The sequence below is a fragment of the Anaerobacillus sp. QJM3NY_17 genome (assembly GCF_056173665.1).
The window spans coordinates 1,856,785-1,879,546 of sequence record NZ_CM149685.1; the positions used below are offsets into that span (position 1 = coordinate 1,856,785).

Below are 22,762 nucleotides of genomic sequence, written 5' to 3' on the forward strand. Positions count from 1 at the left end.
ACTGTATCTTTGGAGGAGATCGTATGTCTAATCCATTAACACCGAGACAAATTGTTGAAAAGCTTGATCAGTATATAGTTGGTCAGAATGACGCGAAAAAGGCTGTTGCCGTGGCATTGAGAAATCGTTACCGTCGGGGTCTTTTAAGCGATAAACTGAAGGATGAAGTGAATCCAAAAAATATTTTAATGATTGGGCCAACAGGCGTTGGTAAAACTGAAATTGCGCGACGACTGGCTCGTCTTGTCAATGCTCCTTTCATTAAAGTAGAAGCAACGAAATTTACTGAAGTGGGTTATGTAGGCCGAGATGTGGAATCAATGGTTCGCGATCTCGTTGAAACATCAATCAGACTTGTCAAAGAAGACCGAATGGAACAGGTGAAGGGCAGAGCGGAAGAAAATGCGAATAAACGCATTGTGGAACTGCTCGTACCGTCTAATAAGAAGCAGACACAATACAAGAATCCGCTTGAAATGTTATTTGGTAATCAGGGGCAAGAAGAAACAAATACCCAGGCTAGTTCAGAAGATCAGTCGATTGCTTCAAGACGAAAGCAAATAGCTCAACAGCTTGCGCTAGGTGAACTCGAAGATCGGATGATTACTGTTGAAGTGGAAGAACAAAACAATTCCATGATGGACATGTTCCAGGGAGCTGGCATGGAGCAAATGGGTATGAACATGCAGGATATGCTCGGAAATATCATGCCTAAAAAGAAGAAAAAACGTAAGCTTCCGGTGTCAGAAGCACGAAAGGTCTTAACGCAGGATGAAGCAGCAAAACTTGTGGATATGGATGAAGTCGCACAGGATGCAGTTTCAAAGACGGAACAAACGGGTATCATCTTCATTGATGAAATTGACAAGGTCGCGGGGAAAAGTCAGCAGTCAGCTGATGTATCCAGAGAGGGCGTTCAAAGAGACATATTGCCAATCGTAGAAGGTTCAACGGTAACAACGAAGTACGGTCCAGTAAAAACAGACCATATTTTGTTTATGGCCGCGGGGGCGTTTCACATGTCGAAACCATCTGATCTAATTCCTGAACTGCAAGGCCGATTCCCAATCCGCGTTGAGTTATCAAGTTTAACCGTAGACGATTTTAAACGTATATTAACAGAGCCTGATAATGCTCTTGTGAAGCAATACACAGCTTTATTAGAAACAGAAGGTATTAAAGTTGAATTTTCTGACGATGCTATTCTTAAAATTGCTACGATTGCAACCGAAGTGAATCAGGACACTGACAACATTGGCGCAAGAAGACTGCACACAATTTTAGAAAAGCTTCTTGAAGATCTTTCATTTGAAGCACCGGACATTAATCTAGACAGCATCACGATTACACCAGAGTATGTTGAGGAAAAGTTAGCTTCTATTGCGAAGAACCGTGACCTCAGCCAATACATCCTATAATACATGCAGGAGGACAAAACTATGAATTTACTTGAAAAAACAAGAAAAATTAATGGAATGCTACAAAAATCTGAGGGGCCAGTTAACTTTACAGACATGGCTGAAACACTACGAGACGTCATTATGGCAAACGTATATGTCGTAAGCCGCAGAGGTAAGCTACTTGGAATCGCAATTAACCAAGAAATCGAAAACGAACGCATGAAGAAAATGTTTTCTGAGCGTCAGTTCCCTGAAGAATATACACAAAACCTGTTCAACATTGCAGAAACTTCTTCGAATCTGGATATCACAAGCGAGTACACAGCTTTCCCAGTAGAAAACCGTGACCTCTTTGAAAAAGGTCTTACAACAATTGTACCGATCGTTGGTGGTGGAAGCCGTCTTGGTACGCTCATCCTGTCACGTCTAAGCGACTCATTCTCAGATGATGATCTTCTATTAGCTGAATATGGTGCAACAGTAGTAGGAATGGAAATTCTTCATGAAAAAGCGGAAGAAATTGAAGAAGAAGCAAGAAACAAAGCGGTTGTACAAATGGCGATTTCTTCTCTTTCTTATAGTGAACTTGAAGCAATCGAGCACATCTTTGAAGAACTTGAAGGTAATGAAGGACTTCTAGTTGCAAGTAAAATTGCTGACCGCGTAGGCATCACTCGCTCTGTTATCGTAAACGCTCTTCGTAAGCTTGAGAGTGCTGGTGTTATTGAGTCTCGTTCTCTAGGAATGAAAGGAACTTACATTAAAGTTCTTAACGATAAATTCCTTGTAGAGCTTTCAAAACTTAAGACACAGTAATTCGTCTAAAGCTCCGAGATCTCTCGGAGCTTTTTTAATAGAATGTTGCCGATTTCAACAGTCCTTTTGCAAACGATGGAGTTGAATCCTAACCGTTTAAGCGTACTGTGAGAGTGAGTTTGTGTAGGTATTCATGGAATTTAAGATTTAAACTTGCGACTTGTCACTTGATATGATATATTAATCAACGGTGTTAATCACACACGCTTGTTGATTTGGAAAGTGGTGCTGCAGACGCAGTTTTTTCCGAAATAGATGCAAGCGGAGGATAAAAAAACCATTAGGAGGAACACAATCATGGCAGTAATCTCTATGAAACAGCTTCTTGAAGCTGGGGTACACTTCGGTCATCAGACTCGTCGTTGGAACCCGAAAATGAAACCTTATATCTTCACTGAAAGAAACGGTATCTACATTATCGATCTTCAAAAAACAGTGAAGAAAGTCGAAGAAGCTTATAACTTCGTTCGTGACATCGCTCAGGACGGTGGTAAAGTTCTTTTCGTAGGTACAAAAAAGCAAGCGCAAGATTCCGTTAAGGATGAAGCGATCCGTGCTGGTCAATACTACATCAACCAACGCTGGTTGGGTGGAACGCTTACGAACTTTGAAACTATTCAAAAGCGTATTAACCGCCTGAAGAGCCTTGAGAAGATGCAAGAAGACGGTACTTTTGAAGTATTACCTAAGAAAGAAGTTATGCTTCTTAAAAAAGAAATGGATCGCCTTGAAAGATTCCTTGGTGGTATTAAAGATATGAACGGCGTTCCAGACGCAATGTTCGTAATCGACCCTCGTAAAGAGCGTATTGCTATTGCTGAGGCTCGTAAGCTTAATATCCCAATCGTTGCGATCGTGGATACAAACTGTGATCCAGATGAGATCGACTATATTATCCCTGGTAACGACGATGCAATCCGCGCTGTGAAACTTCTTACTGCTAAAATGGCTGACGCTGTTATCGAAGTTAGCAAAGTAGAAGAAGAAGCAGAAGTTGAAGCGGTAGAAACTGAAGAAACATCTGTATAAGAACACAAAGGGGTGATAAAGGGGAACTCTAACCCCTTTATCACCTTTTTTTAACCCAAAAGGGTATGATTACATATCATAATTCAAGGAGGAATTACTAATGGCAGTAACAGCTCAAATGGTAAAAGAATTGCGTGCACAAACTGGTGCAGGTATGATGGATTGCAAAAAAGCTCTAACAGAAAACGACGGTGACATGGACAAAGCAATCGACTGGCTTCGTGAGAAAGGTATTTCTAAAGCAGCTAAGAAAGCTGACCGCGTAGCAGCTGAAGGTCTTGCAACGATCGCTGTTGAAGGTAACAAAGCAGTAATTGCTGAAATTAACTCTGAAACTGACTTCGTTTCAAAGAACGAAAGCTTTATTTCACTAATCAATGATATTTCGCATCACCTCCTTAGTACGAATCCTGAGTCTGTGGACGCAGCTCTTGAAAGCAAAATGGAAAACGGACAAACCGTTACTGAATTCATTAACGACAAAATTGCTAAAATCGGCGAGAAGATTTCTCTTCGTCGTTTCCAAATCATTGAGAAAACTGACGCTGACGCATTCGGCGCATACCTACACATGGGTGGACGCATTGGTGTTCTAACACTTCTTGAAGGCACAACTGACGAAGAAGTTGCGAAAGACGTTGCTATGCACACTGCAGCAGTTAACCCTCGTTTCGTATCTCGTGATGCTGTTCCAACTGAAGAAGTTGAACGCGAGCGCGAAGTATTGAAGCAACAGGCTCTTAACGAAGGTAAGCCAGAGAAAATTGTTGAGAAAATGGTAGAAGGCCGTATCAACAAATTCTTCGAAGAAATTTCTCTAGTTGATCAGCCGTTTGTTAAAGACACTGATCAAAAAGTTGGTAAGTACGTTGAATCTAAAGGCGCTACTGTAAAAGGCTTCATCCGCTACGAAGTTGGCGAAGGCATGGAGAAACGTGAAGATAACTTCGCTGAAGAAGTTATGTCTCAAGTGAAGAAGTAAAACAATGATAGGGAACACGTTGTGTTCCCTATTTTTCAAGAACAAATACTGATAAACATGCTGGAGGGTTAAAATGAGCGGAGCCAAGTATGAACGCGTTGTGTTAAAATTAAGCGGAGAAGCTTTGTCGGGTGGAGAAGGTCAAGGGATTTCACCGACAATCGTACAGTCAATCGCATCTCAAGTGAAAGAAATTCACGAAATGGGTGTGGAAGTGGCTGTCGTCGTTGGCGGAGGAAACATCTGGCGTGGTAAAGTAGGCAGTGAGATGGGAATGGACCGTGCTACTGCTGATTATATGGGGATGCTTGCAACAGTTATGAATTCACTAGCTATGCAGGATAGCCTTGAGAATATTGGAGTTGAAACACGTGTTCAAACTTCAATCGAAATGAGACAGGTAGCTGAGCCATATATTCGTCGTAAAGCGATTCGACACCTTGAGAAAAAACGCGTTGTCATTTTTGCGGCTGGTACGGGTAATCCATACTTCTCAACAGATACGACTGCTGCATTGCGTGCGGCAGAAATTGAAGCAGATGTTATTTTAATGGCGAAGAACAACGTAGACGGAGTTTACACAGCCGATCCTACAGTTGACGCTACTGCGAAGAAGTATGATACCCTTTCTTACCTTGATGTACTTAAGGAAGGCTTAGCTGTAATGGACTCCACAGCTTCTTCACTTTGTATGGATAATGACATTCCACTTGTTGTCTTTTCCATTATGGAAGAAGGAAACATTAAGCGCGCCATTTGCGGCGAAGAAATTGGAACAGTTGTAAAGGGGAGAAATTAAGATGACGAAAGAAATCTTGAAAAACGCTGAAGAACGTATGCAGAATGGAATTTCAAGCTTGAAGCGTGAGCTAGCAACACTAAGAGCTGGAAGAGCAAATGCTTCTCTACTTGATAAAATTCAAGTTGACTACTACGGTGCTCCAACACCAGTTAACCAGCTTGCTGGTATTTCTGTTCCGGAAGCACGTATGCTACTAATCCAACCTTATGATAAGACTTCAATCGGCGAGATCGAAAAAGCAATTCTTAAATCAGATCTTGGCTTAACACCTTCAAATGATGGGAATGTTATTCGTCTAACGATTCCAGCTCTAACAGAAGAGCGTCGTAAAGATCTTGTGAAACTCGTTAAGAAGTATGCGGAAGAAGGCAAAGTCGTGCTTCGCAACATTCGCCGCGATGCAAATGATGAGTTAAAGAAACAAGAAAAAGATGGCGATATTACAGAAGACGAGCTTCGCCGTGGCAACGACGATGTCCAAAAGCTTACTGACAAGTATGTAGCTGAAGCTGACAGTGTTGCGACTGATAAAGAAAAAGAAATCATGGAAGTCTAATTCAATAACATGTAAAATAAGATAATAAAAGGACCCTCTTTTCCCACAGGGGGTTTTTTTGTTAAGTAAGTGACACAATGGAGGATTTGCAATGCTTGGGAAGTTCTCGAACTGGATGAGAAAGAATGAAGATGAGGAACATTTAGAAATTAACACATCTGCAAATATCCCAGGACATATTGCGATCATTATGGATGGCAATGGACGCTGGGCGAAGAAGCGAGGTCTCCCGCGTGTGGCTGGCCACCGTGAAGGCGTTAAGGTTGTAAAGAAAATCGTAAGAAAGGCGAATGATCTGGGTGTTCAATATTTAACCCTGTATGCCTTTTCGACCGAGAATTGGAAACGACCAAAGGAAGAAGTAGACTTTTTAATGAAGCTCCCTGAGCAATTTCTACTTAGCCACCTGCCAGAATTGATCGAGCAGAACGTTCAAGTTAGAATTATGGGAGAACGAGAACAGCTGCCCCCCCATACGTTCAAAGCCATAAGCAAGGCAGTGAAAGAGACGAAAGACAATACCGGACTCATTCTTAACTTCGCGCTTAACTATGGTAGTCGTCATGAAATGAAAACAGCGATGCAGCGGTTATTAAGTGATGTAAGAAAGGGGATACTGACGGAAGAAGAGATTACGGAAGAGAAGATTTCTTCGTATTTACTCAGTAGCCAGTACCCGGACCCGGATTTATTAATAAGGACAAGCGGAGAAATTCGCTTAAGTAACTTTATGCTCTGGCAGTTAGCTTATACTGAACTTTGGTTTACGGAAGTTCTTTGGCCTGATTTTACAGAGCACCATTTTATTGAGGCCGTACAGGAATACCAGCGAAGAGGAAGACGTTACGGCGGGGTGTAAGTGTAGGAGGACATTAACGTAATGAAACAACGTGTTATTACGGGTGTGATTTTTGGCGCCCTTTTGTTAGGAATGATTATTGTAGGAGACTGGCCATTTATCATTTTGATGGCGCTTGTTGCCACTGTTGGAATGGTCGAACTGTTACTAATGAAGAAAATCACATTGGTTTCACTTCCTGGATTACTTGCTATCGTCGGAACGTGGATTCTTGTTATGCCTGACGACTGGATTGCGTCATTGACGTCGTCTGTATTCACCAAGATTGACCTCTTGTTCTTCGGCTTGCTTATTTTGCTTGCTATGACTGTCCTTACGAAGAATAAGTATAGTTTTGATGAAAGTTCATTTATTATGATGGCTTCGTTATATGTCGGTCTAGGTTTCTATTATTTTACAGCGACACGGTACCTGGGAGAAAATAATTTAGATGGTATGATTCATTTATTTTTCATTATTTTTCTTATATGGGCGTCTGACTCTGGCGCATATTTTGTAGGACGATCGCTCGGAAGGAAAAAGCTATGGCCTCATATATCTCCGAACAAAACGGTTGAAGGTGCAGTTGGCGGCGTTGTAATGGCAGTTCTTGTTGGCGTTGTTTTTCAATTGATTTATCCGGTGTATGATTCCATGATAGTTGTTTTGATCGTCTCCGTTCTAACTTCTGTTTTTGGACAGATAGGTGACCTTGTTGAATCAGCATTCAAGCGTCATTACGGAGTGAAGGATTCAGGCAGTATCTTGCCAGGGCACGGAGGGATACTTGATCGATTTGATAGTCTAATATTCGTTCTCCCTCTTCTGCATTTACTTAACCTGGTTTGATGAAACAGAGTAGATTGGAGGAACGGGTCGTTTGAAGAAAATAAGCTTATTGGGAGCATCTGGTTCTATCGGTATTCAGACTCTCGACATTGTGAGAATGCACCCTGACATGTTTTCTCTTGTAGCTGTTTCAGTAGGGAAAAATGTTCAAAAAGCGGTGGAAATAGCAGAGGAATTTAAGCCAAAGCTATTATCTGTTCAAAAGAAAGAAGATGCTGACTCGCTCAGAAGAACAATTTCAAGAAAGACAAAGATTGTCTATGGAGATGAAGGATTGCTAGAAGTAGCCTGTCATCACGATTCAACCGTTCTTGTAAATGCTATTCTCGGCAGTATCGGACTTTCTCCGACCCTTTCAGCGATTGAACAGGGAAAAACGATTGCTATTGCAAATAAAGAAACGCTTGTAACTGCTGGGCATCTCGTAACAGAGGCAGCCAAACGACATGGATCTGCCCTTCTGCCAGTAGATAGCGAACATTCAGCATTGTTTCAATGCTTGAATGGTGAAAAACAAGATCAAATGGAGCGCCTCATTCTTACAGCATCAGGTGGAAGCTTCCGTGATAAAACACGTGAAGAACTTGTAGGAGTTAGTGTGAATGATGCCTTAAATCATCCGAACTGGTCCATGGGTGCTAAGATTACCATTGATTCAGCTACAATGATGAACAAAGGCCTTGAAGTGATTGAAGCGCACTGGCTGTTTGGAACACCTTATGATCAGATTGATGTATTGCTTCATAAAGAAAGTATTATTCACTCGATGGTAGAGTACATAGACGGTAGTGTCATGGCCCATCTAGGTACTCCGGATATGCGAATTCCAATTCAGTATGCACTTAGCTATCCTGATCGACTTGAAATCAGAAATGCAAAACGGTTAAACTTATGGGAAGTTGGTAAGTTACATTTTGACAAGGTTGATTACGACCGCTTCCGCGCATTAAAGTTAGCTTATGAAGCTGGCCGCGCCGGTGGTTCACTCCCAGCCGTCATGAATGCGGCAAACGAAACGGCCGTTGCAGCATTTCTGGAGGGAAAGATCGATTTCTTAACGATCGAAGAGCTCGTAGAACAGGCGATGGAAAACCACAGTATCGTTCAAAATGCATCGCTTGAAGAAATTCTTGCTGTAGATTCTGAAACAAGATTACGAGTTCAGTCATTAATTAAATAAAGGTGGTAAGTGGATATGAATACTGTGATTTCGATCATTATCATATTCGGAGCACTTGTCTTTTTCCATGAATTGGGTCACTTGCTCCTGGCAAAACGTGCAGGAATCTTGTGCCGAGAATTCGCCATAGGCTTCGGACCGAAAATTTTCACAATCAAGAAAGGTGAGACGGTTTACACGATCAGACTTCTGCCGCTCGGTGGATTTGTTCGAATGGCCGGCGAAGATCCTGAAATGATTGAATTGAAACCTGGACAGCGTGTTGGGCTTCTGTTTAATGATCAGAATAAAGTTGAAAAGATTGTTATCAATCAAAAATCAGCTTACCCTAATTTAAAAGAAGTAACGGTTGAAGAAGCCGACCTTGAGCGTGGGCTTTATATTAAAGGATACGAAGACGAAGATGAACCAGCTACGGTATTCTCAATTGATGAAACATCTCATTATGTGATGGATGGATCTGAGTTTCAGATTGCGCCGTTTGATCGTCAATTCGGTTCAAAGTCGCTTTGGGACCGTTTCCTGGCCATTTTTGCTGGCCCAGTTATGAACTTTTTACTTGCGATTGTTATTTTCATCACGCTAGGCTTATTACAAGGGACGCCAACGAGCCAGGTTAACGAAGTCGTTGAAGGCAGTCCAGCTGAGCAAGCCGGTATGATGAATGGTGATGTTATTACTGAAATTAATGGGACTGAAATAACAGGCTGGAATAAGATGACGTCTATTATTCAGGATAACGCAAATAATCAACTAGGATTTAAAGTAGATCGTGAAGGTGAATCGGTCTCTTTATCCATTACTCCAGAAAAACAAGAGCTTTCTGAAAATCAATCTGTTGGTCGTATTGGGGTTTCCCCAGAATATCAAGTGGATTTCTTAGACTCTATCGTTTTTGGTTTTACATCAACGTATGAATTCGGAAAGGCCATATTCGTAGGACTTGGCCAGCTTGTAACGGGGCAGCTTTCCATCGATGCTTTCTCAGGACCTGTAGGAATTTATAGTTACACAGAAGAAGCTGCATCTGGAGGGCTCTATGTTCTCATGAGATGGGCTGGTTTCTTAAGTATTAACCTTGGTATTTTTAACTTATTGCCACTTCCTGCACTTGATGGAGGAAGACTACTATTCATCGGTGTGGAAGCGTTACGTGGCAAGCCAATTGATCCGCAAAAGGAAAGCTTAGTTCACTTTATTGGCTTTTCGTTTCTCATGTTACTCATGCTAGTAGTGACATGGAATGATATCCAACGCTTCTTCCTATAGGAGCCACGGGACCCGTTTTAAGAATGAAATGAGGTGCAGTAGATGAAACAATCTAAATATTTTAATCCAACCCTTCGAGATAATCCAGCTGATGCCGAAATTAAAAGTCATCAGCTCCTTGTCAGAGCGGGTTTTATACGTCAAAATGCTTCAGGTATTTATTCATACCTACCATTAGGAAAGAAAGTACTAATGAAAATTGAAGAAGTCATTCGAAAAGAGCTTGATGAAACTGGTGCACAGGAATTATTAATGCCAGCGATTCAACCTGCTGAGCTATGGCAGGAAACGGGGCGATGGGACGTTTACGGTCCTGAGCTAATGAGACTAAAGGATCGCCACGGTAGACCTTTTGCTCTCGGTGCTACTCACGAGGAGTTAATTACAAGTCTTGTTCGCGATGAGTTGAAATCATACAAGCAATTGCCGGTGACTCTTTATCAGATTCAAACAAAGTATCGTGATGAGCGTCGTCCACGCTTTGGTTTGCTTCGAGGAAGAGAGTTTATTATGAAAGATGCCTACTCTTTCCATTCTTCTGAAGAACAGCTTGATGAAGCCTACAATAATATGCATAGTGCTTATAGTCGAATCTTTAGTACCCTGGGCTTGAATTTTCGTCCTGTTGTGGCTGATTCGGGTGCAATGGGTGGTAAAGATACAGAAGAATTTATGGCATTATCTAGCGTTGGGGAAGATACGATCGCATATAGTGATTCTTCAGATTACGCTGCCAATATTGAAATGGCAGAAGTTCATGTAGCGTATGAGAAATCGGACGAGCCAGAGGCACCTTTAACTAAAGGGGAAGGCGAGGCTTCGTTAGAACGCCATATCCGTACTTCTCTTATCAAGGTAGAAGATGAGACCGTTCTTGTTCTTGTAAGAGGGGATCATGAATTAAATGACATCAAGGTTAAGCACCTATTCGCAACGGACATCGTAGAAGTCTTGAATGAAGAAGTTGATGTGAAAGAATTTAACGGCAAGGTTATTGCAGACAATGCAGTTAAAGCCATCGTCAACGGATCAATTAGTGGTAAACATGCTTATCAGAATGTTAATCCAGATCGAGACCTTTCCATTACAAGTTATGAAGACCTTCGTTTTATTCAAGAAGGAGATCCTTCTCCAGATGGCAATGGAACGATTGTTTTTGCGGAAGGCATTGAAATTGGCCAGGTGTTTAAGTTAGGAACAAAATATAGTGAAACAATGGGCGCTTCTTATCTTGATGAAGGCGGGAAAGCTAAGCCTATTATGATGGGTTGTTATGGGATCGGCGTTTCACGAACGCTTGCCGCGATCGCTGAGCAAAATGCAGATGACAATGGGCTGAAATGGCCTCTTGCTGTAACACCATTTCATGTTCACTTGATTACAATCAACGTGAAAGATGCTGATCAAACAGCTCTATCAGATCGTCTATATGAATCTCTACAGAATGAGCGTTATGATGTTCTTTACGATGATCGAAAAGAGCGTGCAGGTGTGAAGTTTAAAGATGCGGATCTCGTCGGTCTTCCATTACGCGTAATCGTTGGTAAGAAAGCAAACGATGAGATCGTGGAAGTGAAGCGAAGAGATACTGGAGAGTCAATTGAAGTATCAGTTGATAACTTGAACGAGACAATCCAGCAGCTTTTAACACAAATGAACTAAAATTGTGGATAGGTGCCAGTGGTACCTTCCACCTTTTTTTTCGTTACCTTTACGCATTTTTAAGAAGGAGGAACAATTGAATGGACCAGGATTTAAACATAAGAAAAGAACGTCTCCAACTGCTCCTTCAACAAATATCGATTCCTGATAAATTCGTTGATTATTTTAGAGATGGGTACATTTCGAAATTAACTGTATACAAAGAAACGAGAAAATGGCATTTTGATTTTCATTTTCCAGACGTTCTTCCGTTTCATGTATATGAACTATTTCGCAGTCGTCTGCAAGATGGATTAAAGCACATCGCTACAGTGACTTACGGAATCTCCACAGATAGTGGAGGAAATGAAGAATTAGCAATGGCATACTGGGACAATGTCGCTGAACTGATGAAAGAGCATTCGGCATCCCTAACAGCTGTATTGAAAAGTCAAACGCCTAAAATAAGTGGAAATAAGCTTATTGTATCGGTTCGTAATGAAACGGAAGCTGCAATCGCAAGACGAAAGCTATCTGGTCCTTTGTCAGAATGTTATACGCACGCTGGATTTCCGAAGTACATGCTTGAAGTAGAAGTTAAGGCTTCTGAACAGGATTATCAAAAATTTGTTGAACAAAAACAACAAGAAGATCAATCTAAAATGATGGAAGCCTTGATCGAAAAAGAAAAGGCAGATAAATCTTCAAGTAAAAACGTTCCAGATTCTCTTGTCATTGGTTACAAGATCAAAGAAGATCCAGTACCAATCGAAACTATTCAGGACGAAGAACGACGCATTGCTGTTCAAGGTTATGTCTTCCATGCTGAAACGAAAGAGCTTAGAAGTGGACGAACGCTATTAACGTTTAAAATAACGGACTACACGGATTCAATCCTTGTGAAAATGTTCTCCCGCGATAAAGAAGATGTTCCGATTTTAGAAGCAGTAAGAAAAGGAATCTGGGTGAAAGTACGCGGTGGGATCCAGAATGATACGTTTGTACGCGATCTTGTTATGATCGGAAACGACTTAACTGAAATCAAACCTGATTTACGAGTAGATGAGGCGCCTGAGGATGAAAAGCGTATCGAGCTACATGCTCACACGCAAATGAGTCAAATGGACTCCGTCAGTTCAACAGGGGAACTGATTACACAAGCAGCTAAATGGGGACATCCCGCTATCGCCATTACGGATCATAATGTTGTACAGTCATTTCCCGATGCATATGCAGCAGGACAAAAGAACGGTATAAAGGTTATCTATGGTTTAGAAGCAGACCTTGTGGATGATGGGGTACCGATGGCATACAATGAAGCTGATCGTGACCTTGAAACGGGTACTTACATTGTTTTTGACGTGGAAACAACCGGACTTTCGGCTGTTTATAATAAAATTATCGAGTTAGCAGCAGTGAAATTGAAAGATGGAGAAATCGTTGATAAGTTTGAGCGATTTGCTAATCCGCATCATCCTCTTTCCTCAACAACCATTGAACTAACGGGGATTACGGACGATATGGTCATGAACGCCCCTGAAATTGAAGACGTCTTAAAAGACTTCCACGAATTCATGGGAGATGACATTCTTGTTGCTCACAATGCTAGCTTTGATATGGGCTTCTTGAATGTAGGGTTACGTAATATTGGGTTAGGAGAAGCAACAAATCCAGTAATTGATACCCTTGAGCTTGCTCGTTTTCTATATCCGGAAATGCGAAACCATCGCTTAAATACGCTTTGTAAAAAGTTTGATATCGACCTTACTCAGCACCACAGAGCGATTTATGATGCGGAAGCAACAGGGTATTTATTGTGGAAATTGGTGAAAGATGCACTTGAGCGTGAAATTACAAACCATAATATGCTGAATGATAATATGGGGCAAACTGGTTTCCAACGTACGCGTCCATCGCACACGATCATATTGGCGCAAAATGACGTAGGTTTAAAAAACTTGTTCAAGCTCGTTTCCCTTTCTCACATTGATTATTTCTACCGAACTGCACGTATTCCTCGTTCTAAGCTTGAGAAATACCGCGAAGGTCTGCTGATCGGTTCAGGCTGTGACAAGGGTGAAGTTTTTGAAGGGATGATGCAAAAGTCACCTGAAGAAGTAGAGGACATCGCGAAGTTTTATGACTATCTGGAAGTGCAGCCGCCACAAAATTACATGCATTTAATCGAGAAAGAACTTGTTCAAGATGAAATGGCGTTGCGTGAAATTATTGGTAAGATTGTAAAGCTTGGTGAGAAGTTAAATAAGCCAGTCGTCGCTACTGGTAACGTTCATTATCTCGAGCCAGAGGATCATATTTATCGTAAAATTCTTATTAAAGCACAGGCGGGTAACCCATTAAATCGCCAAACGTTACCTCAGGTTCATTTTAGAACGACGAACGAAATGCTTGATTGCTTCCATTTTCTTGGGGCAGATAAAGCGAAGGAAATTGTCGTACAAAAACCACAGCAAGTAGCCGACATGATCGATGACATTAAACCGATCAAAGATGATCTATTCACACCTCGTATTGAAGGTGCCGATGAAGAAATGCGTGAGATGAGCTATAATATGGCTCGAAGCATTTATGGTGATGAACTGCCAACAATAGTGGAAGAGAGACTTGAAAAAGAGCTAAAAAGTATTATTGGTCATGGATTCGCCGTTATCTACTTGATTTCTCATAAGCTAGTTAAGAAGTCACTAAACGACGGCTATCTCGTTGGTTCACGTGGGTCTGTAGGTTCTTCATTTGTTGCCACTATGACTGAAATTACTGAAGTGAACCCATTACCACCTCATTATGTTTGTCCATCTTGTAAGAAGTCACAGTTCTTTGATGACGGTTCTGTAGGATCAGGGTTCGATCTTCCAGACAAATCATGCGAAGATTGCGATGTACCTCTTACAAAAGACGGACATGATATACCGTTTGAGACGTTTCTTGGGTTTAAAGGTGATAAAGTACCCGATATTGATTTGAACTTCTCCGGGGAATATCAGCCGCGTGCCCATAATTATACGAAGGAACTGTTTGGAGAAGACAATGTATTCCGAGCAGGAACAATCGGTACAGTCGCTGAGAAGACGGCGTACGGTTATGTAAAAGGATATATGGGAGACCATGACCTTCACTATCGAGGGGCTGAAATTGATCGTCTCGTGTCGGGGTGCACAGGAGTAAAGCGTACCTCTGGTCAGCATCCGGGTGGTATTATCGTAGTACCTGATTATATGGACATCTACGATTTTTCACCTATTCAGTTCCCAGCAGATGATAAAACATCCGCATGGAAAACAACCCATTTTGATTTCCATTCGATCCACGATAATCTGTTGAAGCTTGATATACTTGGGCACGATGATCCTACGGTTATTCGTATGCTTCAAGATTTAAGTGGAATTGATCCGAAAACCATCCCAACAGATGACGCTGAAGTGATGAAGCTCTTTAGTGGAACGGAATCTCTTGGAGTGACACAGGATCAAATTATGTGTAAAACAGGAACTTACGGAATCCCAGAATTCGGAACACGATTCGTTCGTCAAATGCTAGAAGATACGAAACCTAGTACATTTTCTGAGCTCGTTCAGATTTCAGGTCTTTCCCACGGTACTGATGTGTGGTTAGGTAATGCACAGGAATTGATTCAAGCTGGTACTTGTAACCTTAGTGAAGTAATTGGTTGTCGTGATGATATTATGGTTTATTTGATCTACAAAGGCCTTGACCCGTCCCTCGCATTTAAAATTATGGAGTTTGTGCGAAAAGGGAAAGGATTGCAAGAAGAGTGGGTAGCTGAAATGAAGAAACATGATGTGCCAGACTGGTACATTGATTCGTGCTTGAAGATCAAGTATATGTTCCCGAAAGCTCACGCAGCAGCATATGTGTTAATGGCTGTTCGGATCGCTTACTTCAAAGTTCACCATCCAATTCTTTTCTATGCAGCATACTTTACCGTAAGAGCCGATGACTTTGACATTGATACGATGGCGAAAGGATCCAACGCGATTCGCGCAAAAATCGAAGAAATCAATGAAAAGGGACTTGATGCTTCACCGAAAGAGAAAAACCTATTAACCGTGATGGAGATTGCGCTTGAAATGTCAGAACGTGGCCTCCGCATGCAGAAAGTAGATCTTTATCGATCAAAAGCGGCTGAATTCGTAGTCGATGGAGATTCGCTCATTCCTCCATTTAACTCTCTTCCGGGAGTAGGGACGAATGCAGCGATCAATATTGAAAACTCCAAAGAAGCCGGTGAATTTTTATCAAAAGAAGATTTACAGCAGCGAAGCAAGATTTCAAAGACTGTACTTGAGTACTTGGATGATCATGGATGTCTTGAAGGACTTCCAGATGCGAATCAACTCAGCTTATTCTAATGAGGCGCCTTCGCTTCTCTGTTGAATTGGTTATATGAGTATGGTATAGTAATTGTGGAAATACTAGTGAATACACACGCGACGGAAGAGTGGGGCTATCCCACTCTTTCGTTTTCGATTGGGACCCTGCTGTACAGGATCAGAAAGGAGGACAACCAATGAACGAAAATGTGATTACGGTTACTGAAGAACTAGTAAAACCAATAGTAGATGAAATGAACTTGGAACTTGTAGATATAGAATTCACACAAGAAGGCAAGAATTGGTTTCTCCGTGTCTATATCGATTCTCCTCGAGGCGTTGATATTGAGGAGTGCGGGATAATTAGCGAAAAGCTAAGTGAACAGCTTGATAAACAAGATCCAATTACACAACCATACTTCCTTGAAGTTTCTTCACCTGGTGCAGAACGTCCGCTCAAAAAACGTACGGACTTTGAGAAGGCAGTTGGCAAGCAAGTCTATGTTACAACCTATGAACCATTTAATGGTGAAAAGAGCTTTGAAGGTGTACTTTCGGACTTCGATGGAGAAATGGTTGTTATTGATCAGCGAGTGAAAACAAGAATTAAAAAGGTAGAATTACCTTATGAAAAAGTAGCAAGCGCAAGGCTTGCGGTTGTTTTTTAATTAAAGGGGAGAATGAAAAATGAAGAGTAGTGAGTTATTAGATGCGCTAAATATTCTTGAAAAAGAAAAGGGCATCAGCAAGGATATTATCGTTGAGGCGATTGAAGCAGCGCTTATCTCAGCATATAAGCGAAACTTCCATCAGGCGCAAAACGTTAGAGTTGACTTTAATCAGGATACAGGTTCGATCCGAGTATTCGCTCGAAAAGATGTCGTAGAAGAAGTGGAAGATTCTCGTCTTGAGATTTCACTTGAAGATGCGAAAGACATTGATCGCCAATATGAATTAGAAGATATCGTAGAAATTGAAGTAACGCCTCGTAATTTCGGTCGTATCGCAGCTCAAACAGCGAAGCAAGTTGTTACTCAGCGTGTCCGTGAAGCAGAACGTGGGATCATATTTAGCGAATTTATTGAACGCGAAGACGATATCATGACAGGAATTGTTCAGCGTCAGGATCATCGTTTTATTTATGTTGACCTCGGTCGTATCGAAGCACTTCTCCCTGCAGGTGAACAAATGCCGAACGAAACGTATCATTCCCATGATCGTATCAAGGTATATGTGACAAAAGTTGAAAAAACAACCAAAGGGCCACAGGTGATGGTTTCGAGAACTCATCCTGGTCTTCTTAAGCGTTTATTTGAACTTGAAGTACCGGAAATATTCGATGGAACGGTTGAAGTAAAGTCCATTTCTCGAGAAGCCGGGGATCGTTCAAAGATTGCGGTTCACGCAGAAGATCCTGAAGTTGATCCGGTTGGCTCATGTGTAGGACAGCGTGGTCAGCGTGTACAAGCGATTGTCAATGAGCTTAAAGGTGAGAAAATTGATATCGTAAGCTGGTCTGAAGACATAGTTGCATACGTAGCAAATGCACTAAGCCCTTCAAAAGTACTTAAAGTAAATGTAGACGAAGAAAATAAAATGACTCAAGTTATCGTACCTGACTATCAGCTTTCACTTGCAATCGGGAAGCGTGGCCAAAACGCACGTCTTGCTGCGAAGCTGACTGGATGGAAAATCGATATTAAGAGTCAATCTGAAGCGGAAGAGCTTGGCATCTATAGTGCTGATGAAGCTCCTCTATTCGAAGAGAATGACGCGGAAGATTCTGAGCTAGATTAAGCAAGATCAGGAGAGGTGTCCATCGTGCAAAAACGTAAAATTCCGATGCGGAAATGTGTCGCCTGTCAAGAAATGAAGCCTAAAAAAGAGCTTGTTCGAATCGTTCGTTCGCCTGAAGGGGTTATATCGATCGATCAAACGGGTAAAAAGAATGGACGGGGCGCATACCTTTGCAATAAAGAAGAGTGTTTCGTACTTGCTAAGAAGCGAGATTCTTTAGCGGCTCATCTAAAAGCAGAAGTGACGGAAGATATTTATGCTGACCTCGCAGAATCGCGGTCAAATTAAATGAAGAATAAGAATTGGGAGTCACTGTTAGGACTCGCTCAGCGCGCTGGCAAAGTCGTGTCTGGAGAAGAACTTGTGGTGAAGGAAATTCAGCGCAAGAGCGCAAGACTCGTATTAGTTGCGAGCGACGCATCTGATAACACAAGAAAGAAAATAACGGATAAAGCAACTACTTATAAAGTCCCAGTATGTTTTGTAACAGGGCGCTATGAGCTTGGACATGCAATTGGCAAAGTTCAACGAGTCACGATAGCCGTTACTGATGCAGGGTTTGCGAAGAAGCTCCACGCAATGCTCGATCAATAACTCGGGGGTGATCGTATGAGTAAGATGCGAATTCATGAATATGCAAAAGAACATAATACTACTAGTAAGGATGTTATCGAAAAGTTAAAAAGCATGAATATTACGGTAAACAATCATATGTCTGTGATTGATGATCAGGCCATTGATAAGCTTAATAACGATTCGAAACAATCCAAAAAGGGAAGCGACAAAAACAGTATGGAAAATAAAAACAATCGAAACAACCCAAAAGCAAATGCAAATCAAAAGAATAGCAAAAGCGCACCAAATAACCGTCGCGGTGGACGTCGTCCAAACCGCCGTGGAAAAGGACAGCCGCCTAAAAACACGGCTGCTCCAAGAAGACTGCCTTCTAAAGTAACTTTCATTGGTTCATTAACAGTTGGACAGCTTGCTGAAAAGCTAGGTAAAGATGCTTCTGAACTGATCAAGAAGTTAATGGGTCTTGGTGTTATGGCAACCATTAATCAGGAACTAGATAAAGATACAATGGAACTTATCTGTGATGATTATGGTGTAAAAGTGGAAGAAGAAGAGCTATTTGAAGTAACGGATCTTGATAATTACACTAGTGAAGATGAGGACGGAAAGCTTATTGAACGTCCTGCAGTTGTTACAATCATGGGGCACGTTGACCATGGTAAAACAACGCTACTAGACGGAATCCGTGATACAAAAGTAACGCAGGGTGAAGCTGGTGGTATTACGCAGCACATCGGTGCTTACCAGATCGAAGAAAATAACAAAAAAATTACGTTCCTTGATACTCCTGGACACGCTGCATTTACAACTATGCGTGCACGTGGTGCAAAAGTAACAGATATCACGGTTCTAGTTGTAGCAGCTGACGATGGCGTTATGCCACAAACGGTTGAAGCTATTAACCATGCGAAGGCAGCGGAAGTGCCAATTATCGTTGCTGTTAATAAGATGGATAAAGAAGGAGCAAATCCTGATCGCGTGATGCAGGAACTAACAGAGTATGAACTTGTTTCTGAAGCATGGGGCGGAGATACAATTTTCGTTAACCTTTCTGCCATTAAGCGTGAAGGAATTGATAATCTTCTTGAAACGATTCTATTGATATCTGAAGTAGAAGAATTTAAAGCGAACCCTAATAAGCTTGCTACAGGTACAGTAATTGAAGCACAGCTAGATAAAGGACGCGGGCCAGTTGCAACACTTCTTGTTCAAGAAGGAACGCTTAAAGTCGGTGACCCAGTTGTAGTCGGTAACACATTTGGTCGTGTTCGTGCTATGGTCAACGATCTTGGTAAGCGTGTTGAAACAGCTGCACCTTCTACTCCTGTAGAAGTGACTGGTTTAAGTGATGTACCAAATGCTGGAGATCGCTTTGTAGCATTTGAAGACGAGAAGACAGCACGCCAAGTTGGTGAAGCACGTAATCAGCAGCAAATTGAAGCACAGCGTAAAGAATCTTCTAAAATGAATTTGGATGATTTATTTGAAAAGATTCAGCAGGGCGATGTGAAAGATATCAACATTATCGTGAAAGCTGACGTACAGGGATCTGTTGAAGCACTTGCTGGCTCACTTCAGAAGATTGAAGTAGAAGGTGTTAAGATCAACATTATTCACACAGCTGTTGGTGCGATCACAGAGTCAGATATTATCCTTGCATCTGCTTCTAATGCGATCATTATCGGATTTAACGTACGTCCAGATTCAAATGCGAAGAAAGTAGCTGATTCTGAGCAAGTAGAAATTCGCTTGCATCGCGTGATCTATACAGCGATTGAAGAGATTGAATCTGCAATGAAAGGAATGCTTGATCCAGTTTATGAAGAAAAAGTGATTGGTCAAGCTGAAGTACGTGAAACGTTTAAAGTTTCTAAAGTAGGTACAATTGCAGGATCTTACGTAACAGAAGGTAAAATCACTCGTAATTCGGGCGTTCGTGTCATCCGTGACGGAATTGTCGTATTCGAAGGTGAAGTGGATACATTGAAACGCTTCAAAGACGATGCGAAAGAAGTGGCAAAAGGGTACGAATGTGGTATTACGCTTGCAAAATTCAATGACGTTAAAGAAGGCGACATCATTGAAGCGTATATTATGGTTGAAGTAAAGCCTAAGTGATTGGATATGTAGAATGTGAATGCATCATTTATGATGCGCAATCCTTGAAGGAAAAAAGATCTGTGCTTCAGTCGGTTATAAGCCGTCTGAAGCATTATAATCTCTCTGTTTCTGAGCTTGACAGCCAGGATTTATGGCAACATACCGTTATTGGTATTGTTACAACGGCTTCAAGCAAAACGGCATGCGAGCGTGAGCTCCAGCGTGCCGTCTCATTGATTGATTCACGTCCTGATATCGAACTCACTCGAGCAACTTATGAGTGGCTTTAGGAAAGAAACGAGGTGTAACGATGAGTAATGTTCGCGCAAATCGTGTTGGTGAACAGATGAAGAAAGAACTTGGTGATATAATCAGCAGGAAGATTAAAGACCCGCGCGTAGGTTTCGTTACAGTAACAGCTGTTGAAGTTACGAATGATCTACAGCAAGCAACGGTATTTATTACTGTCCTTGGTGATGAAGAGAAGAAGGAAGCTACCCTGAATGGTCTTGCGAAAGCAACTGGATTTATTCGTTCTGAAATAGGGAAACGCATTCGTCTTCGCAAAACACCGGAAATCTATTTTGAATTTGATGAATCGATCGATTATGGTAACAAAATTGAACGACTTCTTGCAGATTTAAATCAAGCGGATGAGTAGAAACGAAGGGATAGGCAGGAATGTCTATCCTTTCTCTATGTCATCAGATTGAAAGGAGGAAAACAATGAACGGCATATTACCACTAAAGAAACCAGCTGGAATGACGTCTCATGATTGTGTGGCGGTTACTAGAAAGCTATTAATGACAAAAAAAGTTGGTCATACAGGAACTTTGGATCCAGATGTAACAGGCGTTTTACCACTATGTATCGGCAGAGCAACTAAAGTGGCCCAGTATATGACGGATTTTTCTAAAACGTATGAAGCAGTGATTACACTAGGGTTTTCAACGACGACGGAAGATGCGTCTGGAGAGAAAGTGGAAGAAAAGAAAGTAGACAAACTGCCTTCAACTAACGATATAGAAGAAGCACTTGCTGCGTTTCGAGGTGAGATCGAGCAAGTTCCCCCAATGTATTCTGCTGTCAAAATTAACGGCAAACGACTTTATGAGTATGCTTTTAAAGGAGAAGTGGTGGATCGTCCATCTAGAAAGGTAACGATTCATGACCTAGAGTTAATTGGAGAGGTAACGCTTGAAGACGGAGCGGTCTCTATCCCTGTACGTGCCACGTGTAGTAAGGGGACATATATTCGAACACTTGCGGTTGATATTGGAGAAAAGCTAGGTTTTCCAGCTCACATGTCGTCTCTAATTCGGACAGCGTCCGGCCCATTTAAACTAGAAGAATGTTTGACATTTGATGAGATAAAACAGATGATAGAAGAGGAAACGCTATCTCTTTTTCCTATGGAATACGCTCTTTCTGCTATGCCATCCTTTACTGTTGATTCTGCGCTAGAAGAGAAGCTCCAAAATGGCGCTGTGCTTCCTCAGTTGGAAGAGATGACAGAGAATAGACTTGTTATGTACAATAGGGACGGAGAAGCAATTGCAATCTATCAAAAACATCCTGAGAAGCCGGGCTTAATGAAGCCTGAAAAAGTGTTTTCGAGATGAAGTTAGAAGGTGAAACCGTTGAAAACAATTTATTTATCGCATCCTCATCAGTTAAAATCTGAACATCCTGCCGTCATGGCGCTTGGATATTTTGATGGCATTCATCGCGGCCATCAGAAAGTAATTTCGACTGCGAAAGAAATCGCTGATGATAAAGGCGTAAAATCAGCAGTTATGACGTTTTATCCCCATCCATCAGTCGTTTTGGGGAAGTCTACACCTCAAACAGAGGCCATTACACCACTTGATGATAAAATTGAGCTTATTGAGCAGCTTGGAATTGACGTTCTTTATATCGTGAAATTTGATACAACGATTGCGGGATTAACACCTCAGCAATTTGTTGATGATTATATTATTGCCTTATCAGTTGTTCACGTTGTAGCAGGGTTTGATTTTACATATGGAAGTAAAGGAAGAGGAACGATGGACTCCCTTCCATTTCATGCCCGTAACCAGTTTAGTCAAACGGTGATTGATAAAGTATCTCAACATGACGAGAAAGTAAGCTCTACTTTAATTCGCTCATATATTCGTGAAGGGGCTGTCGAGAACGTGAAAGCCGTTCTTGGTCGGAACTACACGGTGAAGGGCACTGTTGTTCAAGGAGATCAGCGCGGCCGCACAATTGGCTTCCCAACGGCCAACGTCGATCTTAAAGACGAGTATCTCGTGCCAGCTACAGGTGTTTATGCAGTGCGCATGAAAACGGAAGGTAGCTGGATGAGTGGTGTATGCAATGTTGGATACAAACCAACCTTCTATGATGAAAAACCCGATCAGCCGTCACTGGAAGTTCACGTATTTGATTACAGTGGCAATTTGTATGGATCGTCCGTAGAGGTTGAATTCCATCAAAAGATTCGTGGAGAGGTTAAATTCTCTTCTGTTGATGACTTAATTGCCCAAATAGGTCAGGATGCGAAAGATGCAAGAGAAATACTGAAATAGA

21 protein-coding genes are annotated in these 22,762 nt (G+C 41.7%); all 21 read left to right on the forward strand.

Features of this window, described 5'->3' with window-relative positions; all coding sequences use genetic code 11:
• Positions 1-23: 23 nt before the first annotated feature.
• The 21 genes from hslU to ribF all read left to right on the forward strand — a co-directional run bounded on the left by hslU (position 24) and on the right by ribF (position 22,761).
• Entirely contained in the window at positions 24-1,418 is a 1,395-nt protein-coding gene (gene hslU / locus AC0VYV_RS09930) for an ATP-dependent protease ATPase subunit HslU (protein ID WP_475367276.1), read from the forward strand.
• 21 nt (positions 1,419-1,439) lie between these two features.
• Positions 1,440-2,216: a GTP-sensing pleiotropic transcriptional regulator CodY gene (codY, locus tag AC0VYV_RS09935; protein WP_194221417.1), complete on the forward strand. Its 777-nt coding sequence runs from the start codon at positions 1,440-1,442 to the stop codon at positions 2,214-2,216.
• 297 nt (positions 2,217-2,513) lie between these two features.
• On the forward strand, positions 2,514-3,245 hold the full coding sequence (gene rpsB / locus AC0VYV_RS09940) for a 30S ribosomal protein S2 (RefSeq protein WP_098443375.1): 732 nt from the start codon (positions 2,514-2,516) through the stop codon (positions 3,243-3,245).
• A 100-nt stretch (positions 3,246-3,345) separates the two neighbouring features.
• Entirely contained in the window at positions 3,346-4,227 is an 882-nt protein-coding gene (tsf, locus tag AC0VYV_RS09945) for a translation elongation factor Ts (RefSeq protein ID WP_430242671.1), read from the forward strand.
• Between the two features lie 73 nt (positions 4,228-4,300).
• On the forward strand, positions 4,301-5,026 hold the full coding sequence (pyrH, locus tag AC0VYV_RS09950) for a UMP kinase (protein WP_194221419.1): 726 nt from the start codon (positions 4,301-4,303) through the stop codon (positions 5,024-5,026).
• A 1-nt stretch (position 5,027) separates the two neighbouring features.
• Positions 5,028-5,585 (forward strand): ribosome recycling factor, encoded by a 558-nt coding sequence (frr, locus tag AC0VYV_RS09955; RefSeq protein WP_194221420.1) that lies wholly within the window; start codon positions 5,028-5,030, stop codon positions 5,583-5,585.
• Positions 5,586-5,676: 91 nt separating this feature from the next.
• On the forward strand, positions 5,677-6,444 hold the full coding sequence (locus tag AC0VYV_RS09960) for an isoprenyl transferase (protein WP_194221421.1): 768 nt from the start codon (positions 5,677-5,679) through the stop codon (positions 6,442-6,444).
• Positions 6,445-6,465: 21 nt separating this feature from the next.
• Positions 6,466-7,272: a phosphatidate cytidylyltransferase gene (locus AC0VYV_RS09965; protein ID WP_194221422.1), complete on the forward strand. Its 807-nt coding sequence runs from the start codon at positions 6,466-6,468 to the stop codon at positions 7,270-7,272.
• 31 nt (positions 7,273-7,303) lie between these two features.
• The gene (gene dxr / locus AC0VYV_RS09970; RefSeq protein ID WP_475374785.1) at positions 7,304-8,452 is read left to right on the forward strand and encodes a 1-deoxy-D-xylulose-5-phosphate reductoisomerase; all 1,149 of its coding nucleotides are present in this window, start codon (positions 7,304-7,306) and stop codon (positions 8,450-8,452) included.
• A 15-nt stretch (positions 8,453-8,467) separates the two neighbouring features.
• Complete coding sequence (gene rseP / locus AC0VYV_RS09975; RefSeq protein ID WP_475367277.1) at positions 8,468-9,721, forward strand: RIP metalloprotease RseP; 1,254 nt, start codon at positions 8,468-8,470, stop codon at positions 9,719-9,721.
• A gap of 42 nt (positions 9,722-9,763) precedes the next feature.
• Positions 9,764-11,383, forward strand: a complete 1,620-nt coding sequence (locus tag AC0VYV_RS09980) for a proline--tRNA ligase (protein ID WP_475368918.1) — start codon at positions 9,764-9,766, stop codon at positions 11,381-11,383.
• Positions 11,384-11,463: 80 nt separating this feature from the next.
• Positions 11,464-15,753 (forward strand): PolC-type DNA polymerase III, encoded by a 4,290-nt coding sequence (locus AC0VYV_RS09985; protein WP_475374786.1) that lies wholly within the window; start codon positions 11,464-11,466, stop codon positions 15,751-15,753.
• A 158-nt stretch (positions 15,754-15,911) separates the two neighbouring features.
• Positions 15,912-16,382, forward strand: a complete 471-nt coding sequence (gene rimP / locus AC0VYV_RS09990; RefSeq protein WP_430242657.1) for a ribosome maturation factor RimP — start codon at positions 15,912-15,914, stop codon at positions 16,380-16,382.
• Between the two features lie 19 nt (positions 16,383-16,401).
• Positions 16,402-17,511 (forward strand): transcription termination factor NusA, encoded by a 1,110-nt coding sequence (nusA, locus tag AC0VYV_RS09995; protein WP_430242654.1) that lies wholly within the window; start codon positions 16,402-16,404, stop codon positions 17,509-17,511.
• Positions 17,512-17,535: 24 nt separating this feature from the next.
• Positions 17,536-17,799, forward strand: a complete 264-nt coding sequence (gene rnpM / locus AC0VYV_RS10000; RefSeq protein WP_475368920.1) for an RNase P modulator RnpM — start codon at positions 17,536-17,538, stop codon at positions 17,797-17,799.
• On the forward strand, positions 17,800-18,105 hold the full coding sequence (locus tag AC0VYV_RS10005) for a YlxQ family RNA-binding protein (RefSeq protein WP_194221429.1): 306 nt from the start codon (positions 17,800-17,802) through the stop codon (positions 18,103-18,105).
• A 15-nt stretch (positions 18,106-18,120) separates the two neighbouring features.
• The gene (gene infB / locus AC0VYV_RS10010) at positions 18,121-20,205 is read left to right on the forward strand and encodes a translation initiation factor IF-2 (protein WP_475368921.1); all 2,085 of its coding nucleotides are present in this window, start codon (positions 18,121-18,123) and stop codon (positions 20,203-20,205) included.
• Complete coding sequence (locus AC0VYV_RS10015; protein WP_226612841.1) at positions 20,202-20,477, forward strand: DUF503 domain-containing protein; 276 nt, start codon at positions 20,202-20,204, stop codon at positions 20,475-20,477. The genes infB and AC0VYV_RS10015 overlap by 4 nt, the downstream gene beginning before the upstream one ends.
• A gap of 20 nt (positions 20,478-20,497) precedes the next feature.
• Positions 20,498-20,848: a 30S ribosome-binding factor RbfA gene (rbfA, locus tag AC0VYV_RS10020; RefSeq protein ID WP_098443391.1), complete on the forward strand. Its 351-nt coding sequence runs from the start codon at positions 20,498-20,500 to the stop codon at positions 20,846-20,848.
• 65 nt (positions 20,849-20,913) lie between these two features.
• A complete protein-coding gene (gene truB / locus AC0VYV_RS10025) occupies positions 20,914-21,810 on the forward strand; it encodes a tRNA pseudouridine(55) synthase TruB (protein WP_475368922.1) in 897 nt (298 codons plus the stop codon).
• Between the two features lie 18 nt (positions 21,811-21,828).
• Entirely contained in the window at positions 21,829-22,761 is a 933-nt protein-coding gene (gene ribF / locus AC0VYV_RS10030; protein ID WP_475368923.1) for a bifunctional riboflavin kinase/FAD synthetase, read from the forward strand.
• Position 22,762: the final 1 nt, after the last annotated feature.